This is a genomic window from Pseudomonas sp. A6 (assembly GCF_052367875.1).
GTDB lineage: Bacteria > Pseudomonadota > Gammaproteobacteria > Pseudomonadales > Pseudomonadaceae > Pseudomonas > Pseudomonas citronellolis.
Genome location: NZ_CP198970.1, coordinates 1,351,560 through 1,369,507 on the forward strand (window position 1 = coordinate 1,351,560; position 17,948 = coordinate 1,369,507).

At 66.0% G+C, this 17,948-nt stretch carries 18 protein-coding genes and 1 riboswitch; of the genes, 15 read left to right on the forward strand and 3 right to left on the reverse strand.

Translation table 11 applies throughout. The annotated features are described in order from the left end of the window. Positions 1-57: 57 nt before the first annotated feature. Together ACTWJ5_RS06145 and ACTWJ5_RS06150 are read left to right on the forward strand one after the other, a co-directional pair. Positions 58-537 (forward strand): YajQ family cyclic di-GMP-binding protein, encoded by a 480-nt coding sequence (locus ACTWJ5_RS06145; protein WP_249917727.1) that lies wholly within the window; start codon positions 58-60, stop codon positions 535-537. 119 nt (positions 538-656) lie between these two features. Further along, complete coding sequence (locus ACTWJ5_RS06150) at positions 657-1,505, forward strand: mechanosensitive ion channel family protein (protein WP_074977801.1); 849 nt, start codon at positions 657-659, stop codon at positions 1,503-1,505. A 262-nt stretch (positions 1,506-1,767) separates the two neighbouring features. On the opposite strand, the gene ampG is transcribed toward ACTWJ5_RS06150, so the two are convergent. After that, the gene (ampG, locus tag ACTWJ5_RS06155; RefSeq protein ID WP_444437794.1) at positions 1,768-3,582 is read right to left on the reverse strand and encodes an MFS transporter AmpG; all 1,815 of its coding nucleotides are present in this window, start codon (positions 3,580-3,582) and stop codon (positions 1,768-1,770) included. A 39-nt stretch (positions 3,583-3,621) separates the two neighbouring features. Further along, complete coding sequence (locus ACTWJ5_RS06160) at positions 3,622-4,002, reverse strand: MGMT family protein (RefSeq protein ID WP_444437796.1); 381 nt, start codon at positions 4,000-4,002, stop codon at positions 3,622-3,624. Positions 4,003-4,194: 192 nt separating this feature from the next. On the opposite strand from ACTWJ5_RS06160, the gene ACTWJ5_RS06165 reads away from it, so the two are divergent. After that, positions 4,195-5,199 (forward strand): DUF481 domain-containing protein, encoded by a 1,005-nt coding sequence (locus ACTWJ5_RS06165; protein ID WP_064582111.1) that lies wholly within the window; start codon positions 4,195-4,197, stop codon positions 5,197-5,199. A gap of 368 nt (positions 5,200-5,567) precedes the next feature. Here the strand turns inward: ACTWJ5_RS06165 and ACTWJ5_RS06170 are convergent, their stop codons facing one another. Continuing rightward, a complete protein-coding gene (locus tag ACTWJ5_RS06170; RefSeq protein WP_074977803.1) occupies positions 5,568-6,326 on the reverse strand; it encodes an SDR family oxidoreductase in 759 nt (252 codons plus the stop codon). Between the two features lie 106 nt (positions 6,327-6,432). On the opposite strand from ACTWJ5_RS06170, the gene ACTWJ5_RS06175 reads away from it, so the two are divergent. From ACTWJ5_RS06175 to ACTWJ5_RS06230, 12 genes are all read left to right on the forward strand, one after another. Further along, positions 6,433-7,170, forward strand: coding sequence for a HugZ family pyridoxamine 5'-phosphate oxidase (locus ACTWJ5_RS06175; protein ID WP_444437798.1), 738 nt, complete (start codon positions 6,433-6,435; stop codon positions 7,168-7,170). Between the two features lie 64 nt (positions 7,171-7,234). After that, positions 7,235-7,702, forward strand: a complete 468-nt coding sequence (locus tag ACTWJ5_RS06180) for an FxsA family protein (protein WP_074977807.1) — start codon at positions 7,235-7,237, stop codon at positions 7,700-7,702. A gap of 192 nt (positions 7,703-7,894) precedes the next feature. Beyond that, positions 7,895-8,188 (forward strand): co-chaperone GroES, encoded by a 294-nt coding sequence (locus tag ACTWJ5_RS06185; RefSeq protein WP_009617968.1) that lies wholly within the window; start codon positions 7,895-7,897, stop codon positions 8,186-8,188. Between the two features lie 46 nt (positions 8,189-8,234). Next, positions 8,235-9,875: a chaperonin GroEL gene (gene groL / locus ACTWJ5_RS06190; RefSeq protein WP_074977810.1), complete on the forward strand. Its 1,641-nt coding sequence runs from the start codon at positions 8,235-8,237 to the stop codon at positions 9,873-9,875. A 75-nt stretch (positions 9,876-9,950) separates the two neighbouring features. Continuing rightward, a riboswitch (Fluoride riboswitch) is annotated at positions 9,951-10,014 on the forward strand. 63 nt (positions 10,015-10,077) lie between these two features. Beyond that, the gene (crcB, locus tag ACTWJ5_RS06195) at positions 10,078-10,461 is read left to right on the forward strand and encodes a fluoride efflux transporter CrcB (RefSeq protein ID WP_074977812.1); all 384 of its coding nucleotides are present in this window, start codon (positions 10,078-10,080) and stop codon (positions 10,459-10,461) included. 172 nt (positions 10,462-10,633) lie between these two features. Next, positions 10,634-11,317, forward strand: coding sequence for a response regulator transcription factor (locus ACTWJ5_RS06200; protein WP_009617976.1), 684 nt, complete (start codon positions 10,634-10,636; stop codon positions 11,315-11,317). Further along, on the forward strand, positions 11,307-12,584 hold the full coding sequence (locus ACTWJ5_RS06205; RefSeq protein WP_074977814.1) for a sensor histidine kinase: 1,278 nt from the start codon (positions 11,307-11,309) through the stop codon (positions 12,582-12,584). Before ACTWJ5_RS06200 ends, ACTWJ5_RS06205 begins: the two co-directional genes overlap by 11 nt. Before the next feature lie 79 nt (positions 12,585-12,663). Beyond that, complete coding sequence (locus ACTWJ5_RS06210) at positions 12,664-13,335, forward strand: class I SAM-dependent methyltransferase (protein WP_009617980.1); 672 nt, start codon at positions 12,664-12,666, stop codon at positions 13,333-13,335. Positions 13,336-13,337: 2 nt separating this feature from the next. Further along, on the forward strand, positions 13,338-14,042 hold the full coding sequence (locus ACTWJ5_RS06215; RefSeq protein ID WP_074977817.1) for a lipopolysaccharide kinase InaA family protein: 705 nt from the start codon (positions 13,338-13,340) through the stop codon (positions 14,040-14,042). Next, a complete protein-coding gene (locus ACTWJ5_RS06220) occupies positions 14,039-14,269 on the forward strand; it encodes a hypothetical protein (RefSeq protein WP_009617982.1) in 231 nt (76 codons plus the stop codon). The genes ACTWJ5_RS06215 and ACTWJ5_RS06220 overlap by 4 nt, the downstream gene beginning before the upstream one ends. 770 nt (positions 14,270-15,039) lie before the next feature. Next, positions 15,040-16,248, forward strand: a complete 1,209-nt coding sequence (gene pncB, locus ACTWJ5_RS06225) for a nicotinate phosphoribosyltransferase (RefSeq protein ID WP_253391506.1) — start codon at positions 15,040-15,042, stop codon at positions 16,246-16,248. Positions 16,249-16,329: 81 nt separating this feature from the next. Beyond that, positions 16,330-17,805 (forward strand): helicase HerA-like domain-containing protein, encoded by a 1,476-nt coding sequence (locus ACTWJ5_RS06230; RefSeq protein ID WP_069861808.1) that lies wholly within the window; start codon positions 16,330-16,332, stop codon positions 17,803-17,805. Positions 17,806-17,948 lie beyond the last annotated feature (143 nt).

Consider the following 17,948-nt stretch of genomic DNA (forward strand, 5'->3'; position numbering starts at 1 on the left):
AAGCCAGGCGCGTGCCCGAGTGTGAACCGGATCGCGCCGTCCATCTGGAGAGATGACATGCCTTCGTTCGACGTGGTGTCCGAACTGGACAAGCACGAACTGACCAACGCCCTGGACAACGCCGGCAAGGAGCTCGAGCGCCGCTTCGACCTCAAGGGCAAGTGCAGCTTCGAGCCCAAGGACAAGTCGGTTACCCTGACCGCCGAGGCCGATTTCATGCTGGAGCAGATGCTCGACATCCTGCGCAGCAACCTGATCAAGCGCAAGATCGACATCCAGTGCATGGAGCTCAAGGATGCCTACCCCTCTGGCAAGGTGGTCAAGCAGGAAGTGAACTTCCGCGAGGGCATCGACAAGGACCTGGCGAAGAAGATCGTCGGCCTGATCAAGGACCGCAAGATGAAGGTCCAGGCCGCCATCCAGGGCGAGCAGGTGCGCGTCACCGGCAAGAAGCGCGACGACCTGCAGGACGTGATCGCCATGCTGCGCGGCGAGTCCCTGGGCATGCCGGTGCAGTTCAACAACTTCCGCGATTGAGCGGAACCTCGTTGTCCGGGCGGCGTCGCAAATAGAGCGCCGCTCGGCGAATACCGATCGCCATGGTTCGCCATGGCGTTCGTATTTCTAATAATCGAAAACCAAGGGGGCCCCATTCCATGGACATGAATTACGACCAGCTAGTACGGAGCGCAGAGGCCTGGATGCCGGTGGTGCTGACTTACCTGGGCAACGCCGTGCTGGCGCTGATCACCCTGCTGATCGGCTGGTGGCTGATCAACCTGCTGACCCGCCGGGTGGGCGGGCTGATGGCCAGCCAGCGGGTGGACAAGACTCTCCAGGGCTTCATCGGCAGCCTGGTGAACGTGGCGCTGAAGATCCTCCTGGTGGTCAGCGTGGCCTCGATGATCGGCATCCAGACCACCAGCTTCGTCGCCGCCATCGGCGCCGCCGGCCTGGCCATCGGCCTGGCCCTGCAGGGCAGCCTGTCGAACTTCGCCGGCGGCGTGCTGATCCTGCTGTTCCGTCCGTTCAAGGTCGGCGATGCCATCGAGGCGCAGGGCGTCTCCGGCACCGTGGACAGCATCCAGATCTTCCACACCGTGCTGCGCACCGGCGATAACCGCACGGTCATCATGCCCAACGGCGCGCTGTCCAACGGCATCATCACCAACGTCTCGAGCCAGGCCACGCGCCAGGTGATCTTCGACATCAAGCTGGCCTTCGACGCCGACCTGGACGCGGCCCGCGGCATCCTCCTGGAACTGGCCCAGGACCCGCGCGTGCTCAAGAACCCGGCGCCGGTGGTGGTGGTCTCGGCCCTGGGCGAGAACTCGGTGACCCTGTCGCTGCGCCTGTGGACCGCCAACGCCGACTTCGGCGCGGTGACCTTCATGCTCAACGAGCAGGTGCGCCTGTGCCTGCGCGACCGCGGCATCGACCTGGCCCTGCCGAGCCGGGTGGTGCGGGTGGTCAGGGGCTCCGAGGAAGAAGCCTTGGCCGAGTGAGGGCGAGTCCATGGAAAAGGCCGGCATATCGCCGGCCTTTTGCGTTTCTGCGCCGGCCTTGCCGGCGCAATCGCGGGCAGGGCCCGCTCCTACAGGTCAAGGGGGAATTCTGGCGTAGGATGGGTGGAGCGAAGCGATACCCATCGCCATGACCGCATGGGTTTCGCAGGCTCAACCCATCCTACGAAGGCGCCTCGGTGCAGATTCCCCTGTAGGAGCGCGCCCTGCGCGCGAATCGCGGGCAGGGCCCGCCCAAGGCAGCTCAGCCGCTGCGCTCGGCACTGTGCCGCGTGGCTGCCGGTTCTTCCGGCTCGCTCGGCACGCCGTCGGGCATGCCCTTGTCGCGGCGCATCCATAGCCAGCCGATCAGCAGCAGGGTGGGGATGCCGAGCACAGCGGTGACGAAGAAGAAATGCTCGTAGCCCATGTGCTCGACCATCTTGCCCGAGTAGCCGCCGATGAAGCGCGGCAGCAGCAGCATGGTGGAGCTGAGCATGGCGTACTGGGTGGCGGAGAACTTCAGGTTGGTCAGGCTCGACAGGTAGGCGACGAAGGCCGAGGCCGCCAGGCCGCCGCTGAAGTTGTCGAGCATGATGGTCAGCACGAACATGCTGACGTGGGGCTCGAATTCGCGCAGCAGGGTGAAGACGTCTTCGCTGATCACGCTCGGGTCGGTGATCGGCCCCATGTGCGCGAGCATGGCGAACAGCAGGTTGGTGCCGGCCGAGGCGGCGCCGGCGATGAACAGGATCGGCAGGATGCTGAAGCGGGCGATGAGCAGGCCGCCGGCCGCCGCGCCGACCAGGGTCATGATCACCCCGAACAGCTTGCTGACGGTGGCGATCACTTCCTTGGAGAAGCCCATGTCGATGTAGAACACCCCGGCCATCACCCCCATCACGGTGTCGGAGAGCCGGTAGGTGGAGATCAGCCCGAGCAGCAGCAGCGCCTGCCAGCGGTAGCGGCGGATGAACTCGGTGATGGGCGTGAGCACCGGCGCCATCAGCAGGCGGCCGGGGGCCGACAGGCAGCTCAGGGCGATCAGCAGGTAGAGGCTCGCCAGCCACCATTTGCCGGCGCCCGCGGAGTTGGTCATGGCTGTCCCGGTCACCAGCAGGATGATCAGCACTATCACCGACACCGCCTGGTGGACGAAGTCGAACTGCGGCACGCCCTTGCCGTGGGCGGCGACCAGCAGCGGCCGGCGCACCCGCGAGAGCAGCTCGCGCACCGGGCGGATCTGCTTGCGTCCGCGCGGGCTCAGGCAGAGGACGATGAACAGGGCGTAGAGCGCCGCCCGCGGCCAGGCCTGGTTGGTCAGCGCGGTGAGCATGGCCGGCACCGAGATCAGCAGCACCAGCAACTGCAGCACCGAGAGCAGCTGGTGGTTGAAGGCGTAGGCGGAGTTGCCCACCGCCTGCGGCTGGACGTTCACCTCGGGCTCGCGGATCAGCAGGCTGGTGACCAGGCCGGGGAGGATCAGCAGGGCGAACAGCGCGTAGGTCAGGCCCCAGGCCGCCTGGCTGTAGTGCAGGCTGCTGGAGCCCAGCCATTCGGCGAGGAACAGCGCGCCGGCGCTGGCCAGCAGCACGGCGCCGCGGTAGCCGGTCATGTAGCAGGCGGCCAGGGCGGCCTGGCGGGTGTTCTCGGCGATCTCCAGGCGGTAGGCGTCGATGGCGATGTCCTGGGTGGCCGAGGCGAAGGCCACCACCAGGGCCAGGCCGATCAGCCACGGCAGGTGGCTCTGCGGGTTGCACAGGGCCATGCCGAGCAGGCCGATGGCGATCAGCGCCTGGGAGAACACCAGCCACGAGCGGCGCCGGCCGAGCCGGCCGACGATGGGCAGGCGCCACTGGTCGAGCATCGGCGACCACACCCACTTGAACGCGTAGACCAGCCCCAGCCAGCTGGCGAAGCCGATGGTTTCCCGCGCCACGCCGGCTTCCCGCAGCCACACCGAGAGGGTGGTGAAGACCAGCATCGTCGGCAGCCCGGCGGCGAAGCCGAGCAGCAAAAGCGCGAGACTGGCGGGAGACTTGTAGGCAACCAGTGCCTCTCGCCAGGAGTGCTTCTTCATGAAAGGTTTCCAGCACGCAAAAAATTATCGCGAACTCTACTAGCAGAGCCCGGCGTGAAGCCAGCCATGCCGACGTATGTCCACCCGATCGTTGTGGATTCGGACTCCCTCGGCGCGCAATCGTGCCCGTTGTTCGTCGCCGCCCGGGCTGCCCAGCGGCAGACTGATGCGCCCGCCGGCGGCGATCACCCGGTGCCAGGGCAGACGCGAGCCCTCCGGCAACTGGCTGAGCACGCGGCCCACCAGGCGCGCCGAGCGGCCCAGGCCGGCCATGCGGGCCAGCTCGCCGTAGCTCACCACGTAACCTTCGGGCACCTGGGACAGCGCCAGGTAGATGGCTTCGCGGCGCACCTGCAGGCTTTCCAGGCCGAGGTCGGCGACATTTTCAGGGGCGGGGGCGGGCGGTTTTCTCGAAGGCATGGGGCGGCTTTCCGATGGCTGCGGGCCAGGTCGACAGCATATCGCCAGGCACCGTCGGGGCAATGATGCAGGAGGTACCCTTCATCCATCCAGTTGAACTCCCTGCATGGGCCCCGGTCAGTCGTTGCTCTGGTGTCGGGTATGCGGATAATGCCCGGCTTTTTTTCCAGCCATCCGAATTGAATGCCGCTCATGCTGTCGAGAACCCTACTGTGCCTTGCCGTCGCCGCCGCTCCCCTGACTTCCCTGGCCGATACCGTCTGGTTGAAGAACGGTGACCGGCTGACCGGCAAGATCAAGCTCTACGACGGGGGCCGCCTGGTGCTGGCCACCGACTATGCCGGCGAGGTCACCCTGACCGGCGACAAGATCGCCACCCTGCAGACCGAGCAGAACCTGCTGGTCAAGCACGACGAGGATGCCACCGGCGAGCACTCCAAGGGCCTGAAGGCCGCCGAGCCGGGCAAGGTCACCCTGGTCAACGGCGCCGAGGAGACGATACCGCTGGCCAGCATCGAGCAGATAGTGCCGCCGCGCCCGCTGCTGCAGGACTGGGTATGGAAGGGCCAGGTGGACTTCTCCGTCGACCACACCATGGCCGAGAACGACGTCGAGGACTACGACGTCGACTTCAAGACCAACGCCCGCCACGGCATGTGGCGGCACAACCTGCAGGGCGAGTACAACCGCGAGAAGAAGGACGACTCGGTCAGCGTCAACAACTATTCCGCCGAATACGCCCTGGACCGCTTCCTGGACGAGCACTGGTTCTGGCAGGGCAAGGTGGAATACAAGCGCGACTGGGTCGAGGACCTGGAGAAGAAGCGCACCGTCGGTACCGGCCCCGGCTACCAGTTCTGGGACAACGAGCTGGGCGCCTTCTCCCTGGCCACCCTGGTCAACCGCAACGACTACGACTTCGTCGGCGGCGAGAAGGACCACTTTTATTCGGCGAGCGTGAAGTGGGACTACAACCGCTACCTGTTCGCCAAGCAGTTCGAGATCTTCACCAACGGCGAGGTGGGCAAGCCGCTGTCTTCGAAGGTGGACTACGAGGTGGAGAGCGAGGCGGGCGTCCGCTACAAGCTGACCTCCTGGGCGGCCCTGAGCCTGAAGGGCGAGTGGGACCGCCTGAGCGCCGAGGACGGCGGGGTGAACCAGCGGCGCTATACGCTGGGGATCGGGGTGGGGTGGTAGGCAGGCTTTTCGTAGGAGCGAGCTTGCTCGCGAAAGGGGCTCGCCGGCGGCTGCGGTGTTGGGTTCTAGAGCGCCCTCTCCCCAGCCCTCGGCTGCGCGCCCCGCCCTGAAGGGAGAGGGGGGTTGTCCGTGCCGAGAGAAGGTATGGTTTCAGTCGGTAATCACTGTGCTAGCCGGCTAACGCCGAACTATCAGCATCTGCCCAACGGTTCCCTCTCCCTTCAGGGAGAGGGTTAGGGAGAGGGTGCTCTCAGTCTTGGCGCCAAAGTCCCCGGAAGCCCTGTTCGCGAGCAAGCTCGCTCCTACAAAAAAGCACCCCCAACAAAAAAGCCCCGCATCAGCGGGGCTTTTTCGTCAGCACGACGGAATCACAGACGCAACCCGCCATCCAGTTCCAGCACGCGGCCGGTGTAGTAGTCGTTCTCGAGGATGTAGGCCACCGAGTGGGCGATCTCGTCCGGGCGGCCCAGGCGCTTGAGCGGGATGCCGCTGGTCATCTTCTCCAGGGCCTCGGGCTTCATGCTGGCGACCATGTCGGTCTCGATGAAGCCCGGCGCCACGCCGGCCACGCGGATGCCGTAGCGCGCCAGTTCCTTGGCCCAGACCACGGTGTCGGCGGCGACGCCGGCCTTGGCCGCGGAATAGTTGGCCTGGCCCATGTTGCCGGCGCGGGAGATCGAGGAGATGTTGACGATCGCGCCCTTGTTGTCCAGCTCGATCATCTTCGCCGCCACTTCGCGGGTGCAGAGGAACACGCCGGTCAGGTTGACGTCGATCACCGCCTGCCACTGGGCCAGGCTCATCTTGCTCAGCTGGCCGTCCTTGACCTTGATGGTCAGGCCGTCGCGCAGGATGCCGGCGTTGTTCACCAGGCCGTTGATGGCGCCGAAGTCGCTGGCCACCTGGGCCACCATGTGGCTAACCTGTTCCTCGTTGGCCACGTTGCACAGGTAGGCGCGGGCGTCGCCGCCGGCGGCCTTGCAGGCGGCGACGGCCTCGTCCAGTTTCTCCTGGTTCAGGTCGACCAGCGCCAGTTTCGCTCCCTTGGCGGCGAGGAACTCGCCCATGGCGCGGCCCAGGCCCTGGCCGCCGCCGGTGATGATGATGACCTTGTCTTGCAATTGCATGGTTGGAATCCCCACGGCAATGTCGAGTGATTGGCCTCGCCGGCAACGGTGAACGAATTTTCTGTGCCCGTCCGTTTGCGACGGATTCTTAGCGAGGAGTCATAAGGTGAGCGTGAAAGCTGCCAAGAATGCCCGAGAATTGCTGCTCAAGGAATACCGGGCAGTGCTTTCCACCCAGTCGAAGAAGTGGCCGGGCTACCCCTTCGGCTCGGTGGTCCCATACTGCCTGGACGGCGCCGGCCGGCCGCTGATCCTGATCAGCCGGATCGCCCAGCACACCCACAACCTGCAGGCCGACGCCAAGTGCTCGCTGCTGGTCGGCGAGCGCGGCGCCGACGACATCCAGGCCGCCGGCCGCCTGACCCTGCTGGCCGAGGCCCGGCAACTGGAGGACGTCGAGGAGATCGAGGCCGCGGCGGAGCGCTACTACCGCTTCTTCCCCGGCTCGCGCGACTACCACACGGCCCACGACTTCGACTTCTGGGTGCTGCAGCCGGTGCAGTGGCGCTTCATCGGCGGCTTCGGCGACATCCACTGGCTGGGCGCCGACAGCGTGCCGCTGGCCAACCCCTTCGTCGGCGAGGTGGAGCGGAGCATGGTCGGGCACATGAACCAGGACCACGCCAACGCCATCGCGCATTACCTGGAGCTGGCCGGCCTGCCGGTGGGCGAGGCCCCGGAACTGGTGGGAATCGATACGGAAGGTTTCCACCTGCGCGTCGGCTCCATCCTCCACTGGCTGCCGTTCCCGGCGCCCTGCGCCAACCCCGGCGAGGTTCGCCAGGCGCTGGTGCAACTGGCGCGGGCGCAGGCCTGGCCGGGCAACGAGGTGATCCAGGCTTGAAATAGGCGGGTGTCGGCGCCAACTACTGAATATCCGGGCCGACGCCCCGCCAAGGACCCCTGAAATGCGAGTTACCCTGTTCTTCCTGCTGCTCTTCCCGCTGATCGAACTGGCCGTGCTGATCAAGGTCGGCAGCGTCATCGGCGTGGGCTGGACCCTGCTGCTGCTGGTCGCCAGCGCCTTCCTCGGCGCGGCGCTGCTGCGCGTGGCCGGCCTGGCCACCCTGTGGCGCGCCCGCGAGCGCCTGGCCCGCGGCGAGATGCCCGAGCAGGAAATGCTCGAGGGCCTGCTGATCGCCGTCGGTGGCGCCCTGCTGATGCTGCCGGGCTTCATCAGCGACGTCTTCGGCCTGCTCTGCCTGCTGCCATTCACCCGCAGCCTGCTGCTGGGCGGCCTGCGCCGGCGCATGCGCGAGCAGGAAGAGCGGCGCCGCGCCTTCGCCGGCGACCCGTCGGCGCAATCCCGCGGCCCGCAAGGGCCGAACGTGATCGAGGGCGAGTTCGAACGCCGCGACAACGATCGCCTGCGCTGAAAATTTTTTCTTCACGGCCTTGAAATGCCCCACGACGACCTCATGTAGCAGGCACCGCAAGGTCCCTGTCATTCGGACAGGCTGTCTTACGCGGCTCGCCCGTCGGGCCGCAAACCGGCGAAGCCGGCTTCAACAAAACCTGCCGGACACTGATCCGGCCGTTGTAAACCACTGTTTGGGAGAGTTACGACTATGAAGCTTCGTCCTCTGCATGATCGCGTCGTCATCCGTCGCAGCGAGGAAGAAACCAAGACCGCAGGCGGCATCGTGCTGCCGGGTTCCGCCGCCGAGAAGCCGAACCGTGGCGAAGTGGTCGCCGTCGGTGCCGGCCGCGTGCTGGACAACGGCGAAGTTCGCGCTCTGGCAGTGAAAGTGGGTGACAAGGTGGTGTTCGGCCCCTACTCGGGCAGCAACGCCATCAAGGTCGACGGCGAAGAACTGCTGGTGATGGGCGAGTCCGAGATCCTCGCCGTCCTGGAAGACTGATCAGTCCGCCCCAACCCCACTGAATTCGATTTAGAGGAAACAGAACATGGCTGCTAAAGAAGTCAAATTCGGCGATTCCGCTCGCAAGAAAATGCTGGTCGGCGTGAACGTGCTGGCCGATGCCGTCAAGGCCACCCTCGGCCCGAAAGGCCGCAACGTGGTGCTGGACAAGTCCTTCGGCGCACCGACCATCACCAAGGATGGCGTGTCCGTTGCCAAGGAAATCGAACTGAAGGACAAGTTCGAGAACATGGGCGCCCAACTGGTGAAAGACGTTGCCTCCAAGGCCAACGACGCCGCCGGTGACGGCACCACCACCGCCACCGTCCTGGCCCAGGCCATCGTCAACGAAGGCCTGAAGGCCGTTGCCGCCGGCATGAACCCGATGGACCTGAAGCGCGGCATCGACAAGGCCACCATCGCCATCGTCGCCCAACTGAAAGACCTGGCCAAGCCGTGCACCGACTCCAAGGCCATTGCCCAGGTCGGCACCATCTCCGCCAACTCCGACGAATCCATCGGCCAGATCATCGCCGAAGCCATGGACAAGGTCGGTAAAGAAGGCGTTATCACCGTCGAAGAAGGCTCGGGCCTGGAAAACGAACTGTCCGTCGTCGAAGGCATGCAGTTCGACCGCGGCTACCTGTCGCCCTACTTCATCAACAAGCCGGACACCATGGTGGCCGAGCTGGAAAACCCGCTGCTGCTGCTGGTCGACAAGAAGATCTCCAACATCCGCGAAATGCTGCCGGTGCTGGAAGCTGTCGCCAAGGCCGGCCGTCCGCTGCTGATCGTCGCCGAGGACGTCGAGGGCGAAGCCCTGGCCACCCTGGTGGTCAACAACATGCGCGGCATCGTCAAGGTCGCCGCCGTCAAGGCCCCGGGCTTCGGCGATCGCCGCAAGGCCATGCTGCAGGACATCGCCGTCCTGACCGGCGGTACCGTCATCTCCGAAGAAGTCGGTCTGAGCCTGGAAGGCGCCACCCTGGAGCACCTGGGTAACGCCAAGCGTGTTTCCATCAACAAGGAAAACACCACCATCATCGACGGCGCCGGCGCCCAGGCCGACATCGAGGCCCGCGTCGCCCAGATCCGCAAGCAGGTCGAAGAGACCTCCTCGGACTACGACCGCGAGAAGCTGCAAGAGCGCCTGGCCAAGCTGGCCGGCGGTGTTGCCGTGATCAAGGTCGGCGCTGCCACCGAAGTCGAGATGAAAGAGAAGAAAGCCCGCGTCGAAGACGCCCTGCACGCTACCCGCGCTGCGGTGGAAGAGGGCGTGGTCCCCGGCGGTGGCGTGGCCCTGGTGCGCGCACTGCAGGCCATCGAAGGCCTGAAGGGCGACAACGAAGACCAGAACGTCGGCATCGCCCTGCTGCGCCGCGCCGTCGAATCCCCGCTGCGCCAGATCGTCGCCAACGCCGGTGACGAGCCGAGCGTGGTGGTCGACAAGGTCAAGCAAGGCTCCGGCAACTTCGGCTTCAACGCCGCTACCGGTGTCTACGGCGACATGATCGAGATGGGCATCCTGGACCCGGCCAAGGTCACCCGTTCGGCCCTGCAGGCCGCTGCCTCCATCGGCGGCCTGATGATCACCACCGAGGCCATGGTTGCCGAAGTGGTGGACGACAAGGCCGCTCCGGCCATGCCGGACATGGGCGGCATGGGTGGCATGGGCGGCATGATGTAAGCCTCCCGGCCCCTGGCTGAGAAAAAGCCCCGCTTCGGCGGGGCTTTTTCGTTTCCGGCCCTTTGTGCCAAGATGTGCCGCGCAGGAGATGGCATTCCTCCTTCAACCGCTCCCCGTGGCTGATGATGCCTACGCATTCACCTGGACCAGGCGCGTAGGCGTTCGCCTGCGGCCTGTCCGAAAGCCCCTCAAGGACAGGATCATGTGGAAACCCGTTCTCGCCATCGCCCTCGGCGCCGCCATCGGCGCGTTGCTGCGCTGGTACCTCGGCCTCAAGCTGAACAGCCTGATGCCCAACGTCCCTCCCGGCACCCTGGCCGCCAACCTGATCGGCGGCTACATCATCGGCGTCGCCGTCGCCTACTTCGCCAGCGCCCAGGGCATCGCCCCGGAGTGGCGGCTGCTGATCATCACCGGCTTCTGCGGCGGCCTGACCACCTTCTCGACCTTCTCCGCCGAGGTCGTCACCCTGCTGCAGGAAGGCCGCCTGGCCTGGGCCATGGGCGCGGTCGCCGTGCATGTCTGCGGCTCCCTGGCGATGACCCTGCTCGGCCTGTTCACCGGCAACTGGCTGATAGGCAGATGAACCGCCGCGGGGGCGCTGCGAGTTCGCCCCCGCGACTCTTCGCGACACCTCTCCCGCGATCCCCTTCACGCCCCGGCTGGCGCGGCCTGGCGCTTTGTGAAAAAAACGTCAAAGACGCTTAAGTTCCAATTAAGCGAGCTAGTCTAGGGTGCCCTGCAAAGCGGAGAGGAACATGCGGATTCTGTTGGTGGAAGACAATCGGGACATCCTGGCCAATATGGCGGATTACCTGGGGCTCAAGGGTTACACGGTGGATTGCGCGCAGGACGGCCTGTCCGGCCTGCACCTGGCGGCCACCGCGCACTACGACCTGATCGTCCTGGACGTGATGCTGCCCGGCCTGGACGGTTTCACCCTGTGCCGGCGCCTGCGCGAAGACGCGCGGCGCGACACCCCGGTGATCATGCTGACCGCCCGCGACCAACTGGATGACCGCCTGCAAGGCTTCCGCTCCGGCGCCGATGACTACCTGCTCAAGCCCTTCGCCCTGTCGGAGCTGGCCGCGCGCATCGAGGCGGTGCTGCGCCGGACCCAGGGCGGCGGCCGCCGCGAGCTGCAGGTGGCGGACCTGAGCTACAACCTCGACACCCTGGAAGTGAACCGCGCCGGCAAGGCGCTCAAGCTCAACCCCATCGGCCTCAAGCTGCTGGCCGTGCTGATGCAGAAGAGCCCCCACGTGGTGCGCCGCGACGTACTCGAGGAAGCCGTCTGGGGCGACGACTGCCCGGACAGCGACAGCCTGCGCAGCCACGTCCATCAACTGCGCCAGGTGATCGACAAGCCTTTCGCCCTGCCGTTGCTGCACACCGTCCATGGTGTCGGCTACCGCCTGGCGGAGGAAACGAATGGAGTATAGGCAGAGCCTTTCCCGCCGGATCGTCTTTGCCTTCGTGTTCATGACCGCGCTGGTCGGCGGCCTGTTTTCGCTGAGCATCGTCGGCGTGGTGCACGTGGTCGAGGAACGCCTGATCTCCCGTGACCTGGGCGGCGAACTGGACCGCATCATCAACGAGGACCTGCACAGCGGCAGGGGCCCGCGGCTGGACCCGGGCATGCGCTTCTTCGTCAGCGATGGCGTCGGCATCTATGCCATGCCGCCGGCGCTGCGGCGCCTGGAGTCGGGCTTCCACGAAGTGTTCGACGGCGAGCTGTCGTTCCACGCGCTGGTGCGCGACACCGACGGCCGCCGCTACGTGCTGCTGCAGGACCAGAGCGATTTCGAGGCGCGCGAGCAGGTGCTGTACGCCGCCGTGGTGACCGGCTACGTGCTCAGCCTGGCGCTGGCCGGCCTGCTCGGCTGGCTGCTCTCGCGCAAGGTGATGGAGCCGGTGGTGCGCCTGGCGCGCCAGGTGCGCCACCGCGACCAGTTGCTGGACCTGGCGCCGCCGCTGGCGCCGGACTACGCCCACGACGAGGTCGGCGAACTGGCCGAGGCCTTCGACTATGCGATCGGCCAACTGCACCAGGTGCTGACCCGCGAGAAGCTGTTCACCAGCGACGTCAGCCACGAGCTGCGCACGCCGCTGATGGTGATCGCCACCAGCAGCGAGCTGCTTGCCGAGGAGCCGGGCCTGAGCCCGAAGGCGCGCACCCAGCTGGCGCGGATCACTACCGCCAGCGAGGAAATGCGCGACCTGGTACAGACCTTCCTGATGCTGGCGCGCTCGCGCACCAAGGAACTGGACATCGCCCCGCGGGCCGGCCTGCAGCGCATCGCCGACGACCTGGCCGGGCAATGGCGCGGGCCCATCGAGGCCAAGGGGCTGCAGCTGATCTACGAGGTGCGGGGAGTGCCGCCGGAGGAATACAACGCGGCTTTCCTGCGCTCGGTGATGAGCAACCTGTTGCGCAACGCCATGCACTACACGGACGCCGGACATATCCGCTTGCAATTGACCGACAGCGGTTTCGTCGTCGAGGACAGCGGTCAGGGCATCCCCGAGGAACAGCGCGAACGCATGTTCCAGCCCTTCGTCCGCGGCCCGCAACAGCGCGGCGAGGGCCTTGGCCTGGGCCTTTCGCTGGTGAAGCGGATCTGCGCGGCGGAAGGCTGGGAAGTCGGCCTCACGCCGGCGCAACCGCACGGATGCCGTTTCGAGGTTCGCCTGGTGGGCGAGCCTTGACGAATTTTTCACATGCGCATGACCGCATGGATACAGAATCACCCTTAGTTTCGTATAAAAAATGAGCAGGAACCCCATCATGAGCGACAAGCCCGTCGAGCTCGAGTTTTCCCAGAAATACGACCGTCAGCATGCCGAGCGCTACCTGCGCAAGCATCGCAGTGGGCTGTCCCGGAAACTTTCCCATTGGCGCGATGTCCAGATCGCCCGCCAGGCGCTCAAGCTGGCCGGCCAGCCGAACCTGGTGCTGGACCTGCCGTGCGGCGCCGGTCGCTTCTGGCCGATGTTGGCCGAGAAGGACAACCGGGTGATCATCGGCGCGGACAATTCCGCCGACATGATCGCCGTGGCCTGCGCCGGCCAGCCGGAGGAGGTTGTCAAACGCGTGCGACCTTTGCAGACTTCGGCGTTCGCCATCGATTTGCCGGACAACGCCGTCGACAGCATTTTCAGCATGCGCCTGATGCACCACATCGGTGAACCGAGCGACCGCATGACCATGCTGCGCGAGTTCCACCGCGTGACCCGCGACAGCGTGATCCTCTCGCTGTGGGTCGACGGCAACTTCAAGGCCTGGAAACGTCGTCGCGCCGAGGAAGGGCGCAAGAAGCACGCGTACCAGAACCGCTTCGTGATTCCTGCCCGCAGCATCGAGGAGGAGTTCCGCCAGGCCGGTTTCTCGGTGCAGGACCATATCGATTTCGTCCCGCTGGTGCACATGTGGCGGGTCTACATTCTGCGTAAGGAGTAATGATGGGCGCTGATTTGGCAGCTCTGCAGCGAATTTCCGGTGAAGATGCCATCGATCGCTGGTTGCAGATTCCCGGCAAATGGGTAGAGGAGCCGAATCGGCGGCGGGGCGGCGAAAGCGGGGTCCAGCGCGTGCTGACCGACGATGGCCGCCTGCTCTATCGCAAGCAGCAGGTCGGGCATATCTACCGCGACCTGCTGCACCCCTTCGGCTACCCGACCGCCATCCGCGAGCGCGATGCGCTGCAGGCCGCCGCGAGCCTGGGCGTCAAGGTGCCGACCCTGGTCTACGCCGGCTGCCGCAAGGTGGACGGCGAATGGCAGGCGTTGCTGGTCACCGAGTCGCTGGACGGCTATTCGAGCCTGGAAGACTGCTACGCCCGCGGCGACCACGAGCGCTGGGGCGAGGCCGTGCACCAGCGCATCCTGCAGCAGTACGGCAAGACCCTCGCCAGGCTCAACCTGGGCCGCTGGCAGCATGGCTGCCTGTACCTCAAGCATGTCTTCGTCAAGGTCGAGGGCGAGCAGATCGACGTCGCCCTGATCGACATGGAAAAAGCCCGCCAGCGCTTCAGCGCCCGCCGCGCGGCCCGCCACGACCTGCGCCAGGTGAAACGCCGTTCGTCGTGGACGGAAGCGCAGTGGCAAGCCTTTGTCTATGGTTACGAGGCGGCGTTTGGCAGCGCCATCAAAGGGTTGCAGACATGAAACTAGAAATCACACGAAGTTTGCTCCTCGTTGGCGCCTTGGGCGTGGCAACGCTGGCGGCGGCTGCCTGGCATGAGCCGGGTCCCGAGGTGATCGGCTCCCATGGCGAGCAGGCCAGCTGCCGTGTGCCGGCGAATGTGCAGGCCAAACAGGCGGCGCGGCCGGACCACGATCTGCTGTTGTTCCTCTTTGGCATGTCGCAGGGTGGTGTCAGCGCGCCACGTTGAGCCCGCGACGGCGGGGAATTCCGGGCGTTAAGAAAAGAATGCCGTTTCTCTCCATGGGGGAAACGGCATTTTTCATATGGGATGAGGCTATCGCTTGTGAACCTTGGTCCCCTTGCACCCAGCCTGACCCCCGTCATTCCCGCGAACGCGGGAACCCAGTGACTTGGGGGCTTGGTGTACCGCGCCGCTCCGAGTGCTCGGATGTCTCTTGTTTCGCCCCCTCGGGCGAGTCCCTTTTGTCAAACGCCACAAAAGGAACCAAAAAGGCTTGCCCCGACATACGGGCCCGATGGAGCCGGGCTACCCTCACGAATTCCCCCGCCACGGAGGCCCGCCCCGAGGGTACGTCCCTGTAGCCCGCGGGGCTCTCGCGACATCCATGTCGCATGACCTCCTGAGCGGGGGTTTCGCTCGGCCTTCTGAAGGGGCGTTTCGGAGTGCGCGGATGTTTCTCTGGAAGTCCCAAGAGCAAACGCGCTTTTGCTTTTGCTCTTCGTAGGAGCGAGCTTGCTCGCGAACCCAAAGTCTCTGGGTTCCCGCGTTCGCGGGAATGACGAGGTGGAAGGATGGTGCCTGACTTCCAGGCCACTCCGGACAGCTCCCTCTCCCTTCAGGGAGAGGGCTGGGGAGAGGGCGCTCTTGAACCCAGCCCCGAAACCACCAACAGGCTCCACCCCAAATGCACAGCATCCCCCCTCATCAGGGTTTTTTCTGCCGCCTGCCGAACACATCCCGTTAGACTGCAAGCTGACGACAAGCGAGAGGCGAGCATGGCTGAGTCCGCATTCACCCCCTTCGGCGTGCAGAACCTGCTGGATACCGACTTCTACAAACTGAGCATGATGCAGGCGGTGCTGCACAACTACCCCAACGTCGAGGTGGAGTGGGAGTTCCGTTGCCGCAACCGCGAAGACCTGCGCCCATACCTGGCGCGCATCCGCGAGCGCATCGAGGCGCTGGCCGGGTTGAGCTTCAGCAGCGAGCAACTGGCCTTCCTCGAACGCATTCCCTTCTTCAAGCCGGACTTCATCCGCTTCCTCGGCCTGTTCCGCTTCAACATGCGCTACGTGCAGACCGGCATCGAGAACGACGAGTTCTTCCTGCGCCTGAAAGGCCCCTGGCTGCACGTGATCCTCTTCGAGGTGCCGGTGCTGGCGAGCATCAGCGAGGCGCGCAACCTGCAGCGTTATCCACAGGTGACCCTGGAGCTGGTGCGCGAGCGCCTGAGCGACAAGCTCGACTGGCTGCGCCGCGAGGCCAGCGCCGAGGAACTGGCCGGCTTCAAGATGGCCGACTTCGGCACCCGCCGGCGCTTCTCCTATGCCGTGCAGGAATGCGTGGTGCGCGAGCTGAAGGCGAGCTTCCCCGGGCGCTTCGTCGGCACCAGCAACGTGCACCTGGCGCGCAAGCTCGACCTCAAGCCGCTGGGCACCATGGCCCACGAATGGCTGATGGCCCACCAGCAGCTCGGCCCGCGGCTGATCGACAGCCAGGCCGCCGCGCTGGACGCCTGGGTCCGCGAGTACCGCGGCCAGCTGGGCATCGCCCTGACCGACGTGATCACCATGGACGCCTTCCTGCGCGACTTCGACCTGTACTTCGCCAAGCTCTTCGACGGCCTGCGCCACGACTCCGGCGATCCGCTGGTCTGGGCGGAGAAGGCCATCACCCACTACGAGAGCCTCGGCATCGACCCGCGCAGCAAGACCCTGGTGTTCTCCGACGGCCTCGACCTGCCGCGCGCGCTGCACATCTACCGCTCGCTGCGCGGGCGCATCGACGTCAGCTTCGGCATCGGCACCCACTTCACCTGCGACATCCCCGGCGTCGAGCCGATGAACATCGTGCTGAAGATGACCGCCTGCAACGGCCAACCGGTGGCGAAAATCTCCGATACCCCGGGCAAGATGCAATGCAACGACGAGAATTTCGGCCGCTACCTCAAGCACGTCTTCCGCGTCGACGAGGCCCGCGGCTGAAAAGCGCTTCGGCGCCGTTGCGCTCGGGCGCGCGAAGCGCCAGTCTTGCCGGGTGACCTTCCGTTCACCAGGGGAGCAAGGATGTCAGCAAGCAACCAACTCATCATCGGCGCCGGTCCCGATGGCCAGCCCGTCAGCCAGCCGTGGAAGCTGGCCAACCGCCACGGCCTGATCGCCGGCGCCACCGGCACCGGCAAGACGGTGACCCTGCAGCACCTGGCCGAGAGCTTCAGCGATGCCGGCATCGCGGTGTTCGCCGCCGACATCAAGGGCGACCTCTGCGGCCTGGGCGCGGCGGGCAACCCGCAGGGCAAGGTGGCCGAGCGCATCGCCTCGATGCCCTGGCTGGGCTACCAGGCCAAGGCCTACCCGGTGAGCCTGTGGGACGTCGCCGGCCACAGCGGCCACCCGCTGCGCACTACCCTCAGCGAGATGGGCCCGCTGTTGCTGGGCAACCTGCTGGAGCTGACCGACAGCCAGCAGGCCGCGCTCTTCGCCGCCTTCAAGGTGGCCGACCAGCAGGGCCTGCTGCTGCTCGACCTGAAGGACCTCAAGGCGCTGCTCAATTACCTCAAGGACCACCCGGAAGTGCTCGGCGACGACCGCGCGCTGTTCACCGGCGCTTCGTCCCAGGCGCTGCTGCGGCGCCTGGCGACCCTCGAGCAGCAGGGCGCCGAGGCCTTCTTCGGCGAACCGGCGCTGCAGCTGGAAGACATCCTGCGCCCGGATTCCGACGGCCGCGGGCGCATCCACCTGCTCGACGCCAGCAAGCTGGTGCACGAGGCGCCCAAGGTCTATGCCACCTTCCTGCTCTGGCTGCTGTCGGAACTGTTCGAGCAACTGCCCGAGCGCGGCGACGCCGACAAGCCGGTGCTGGCGCTGTTCTTCGACGAGGCGCACCTGCTGTTCAACGGCACGCCCAAGGCCCTGCACGACCGCCTGGAGCAGGTGGTGCGGCTGATCCGCTCCAAGGGCGTGGGCGTGTACTTCGTCACCCAGTCGCCCAGCGACCTGCCGGACGACGTCCTGGCCCAGCTCGGCCTGCGCATCCAGCACGGCCTGCGCGCCTTCACCGCTAAGGAGCAGAAATCCCTGCGCGCGGTGGCCGACGGCTTCCGCCCGAACCCGGCGTTCGACACCCTGAAGGTGCTCACCGAACTGGGCATCGGCGAAGCGCTGGTGGGCACCCTGGAAGAGAAGGGCACGCCGGCCATGGTCCAGCGCGTGGCCATCGCCCCGCCGCAATCGCGCATCGGCCCGCTGACCGACGCCGAGCGTGCGCAGATCATCCGTACCTCGCCGCTGGCCGGTCGCTACGACAAGCCGATCGACCGCGAATCGGCCTACGAACGCCTGACCGGCCGCACCGACGACAAGATGGCGCCCAGCGAAACCAAGGCCGACGCCGGCAGCAGCCTGGGCAGCATGGCCGGGGAAATTCTCGGCAACCTTGCCAGCCAGACCATGAAGACCGTGGTGCGCCAGGCCGCCAACCAGATCGGCCGCGAGCTGGTGCGCGGGCTGATGGGCTCGCTGCTGGGGGGCAAGCGGCGGTAGGTGGGCATATCGCTTACAGCCGGCGCCGCGATGCTCTTCGTAGGAGCGAGCTTGCTCGCGAACCGCATGGCACCGCGTTTGTTCGCGAGCAAGCTCGCTCCTGCGAAAATCGCTGCCAACCGGTGATGTAGGAGCAACTGTCT

What these genes read in the sequence shown, in the direction of transcription:
- ACTWJ5_RS06145 (WP_249917727.1), top strand. Translation starts at nt 58, where the DNA reads ATGCCTTCGTTCGACGTGGTGTCCGAACTGGACAAGCACGAACTGACC.
- ACTWJ5_RS06150 (WP_074977801.1), top strand. Translation starts at nt 657, where the DNA reads ATGGACATGAATTACGACCAGCTAGTACGGAGCGCAGAGGCCTGGATG.
- ampG (WP_444437794.1), bottom strand. Translation starts at nt 3,582, where the DNA reads ATGAAGAAGCACTCCTGGCGAGAGGCACTGGTTGCCTACAAGTCTCCC.
- ACTWJ5_RS06160 (WP_444437796.1), bottom strand. Translation starts at nt 4,002, where the DNA reads ATGCCTTCGAGAAAACCGCCCGCCCCCGCCCCTGAAAATGTCGCCGAC.
- ACTWJ5_RS06165 (WP_064582111.1), top strand. Translation starts at nt 4,195, where the DNA reads ATGCTGTCGAGAACCCTACTGTGCCTTGCCGTCGCCGCCGCTCCCCTG.
- ACTWJ5_RS06170 (WP_074977803.1), bottom strand. Translation starts at nt 6,326, where the DNA reads ATGCAATTGCAAGACAAGGTCATCATCATCACCGGCGGCGGCCAGGGC.
- ACTWJ5_RS06180 (WP_074977807.1), top strand. Translation starts at nt 7,235, where the DNA reads ATGCGAGTTACCCTGTTCTTCCTGCTGCTCTTCCCGCTGATCGAACTG.
- ACTWJ5_RS06185 (WP_009617968.1), top strand. Translation starts at nt 7,895, where the DNA reads ATGAAGCTTCGTCCTCTGCATGATCGCGTCGTCATCCGTCGCAGCGAG.
- groL (WP_074977810.1), top strand. Translation starts at nt 8,235, where the DNA reads ATGGCTGCTAAAGAAGTCAAATTCGGCGATTCCGCTCGCAAGAAAATG.
- crcB (WP_074977812.1), top strand. Translation starts at nt 10,078, where the DNA reads ATGTGGAAACCCGTTCTCGCCATCGCCCTCGGCGCCGCCATCGGCGCG.
- ACTWJ5_RS06200 (WP_009617976.1), top strand. Translation starts at nt 10,634, where the DNA reads ATGCGGATTCTGTTGGTGGAAGACAATCGGGACATCCTGGCCAATATG.
- ACTWJ5_RS06205 (WP_074977814.1), top strand. Translation starts at nt 11,307, where the DNA reads ATGGAGTATAGGCAGAGCCTTTCCCGCCGGATCGTCTTTGCCTTCGTG.
- ACTWJ5_RS06210 (WP_009617980.1), top strand. Translation starts at nt 12,664, where the DNA reads ATGAGCGACAAGCCCGTCGAGCTCGAGTTTTCCCAGAAATACGACCGT.
- ACTWJ5_RS06215 (WP_074977817.1), top strand. Translation starts at nt 13,338, where the DNA reads ATGGGCGCTGATTTGGCAGCTCTGCAGCGAATTTCCGGTGAAGATGCC.
- ACTWJ5_RS06220 (WP_009617982.1), top strand. Translation starts at nt 14,039, where the DNA reads ATGAAACTAGAAATCACACGAAGTTTGCTCCTCGTTGGCGCCTTGGGC.
- pncB (WP_253391506.1), top strand. Translation starts at nt 15,040, where the DNA reads ATGGCTGAGTCCGCATTCACCCCCTTCGGCGTGCAGAACCTGCTGGAT.
- ACTWJ5_RS06230 (WP_069861808.1), top strand. Translation starts at nt 16,330, where the DNA reads ATGTCAGCAAGCAACCAACTCATCATCGGCGCCGGTCCCGATGGCCAG.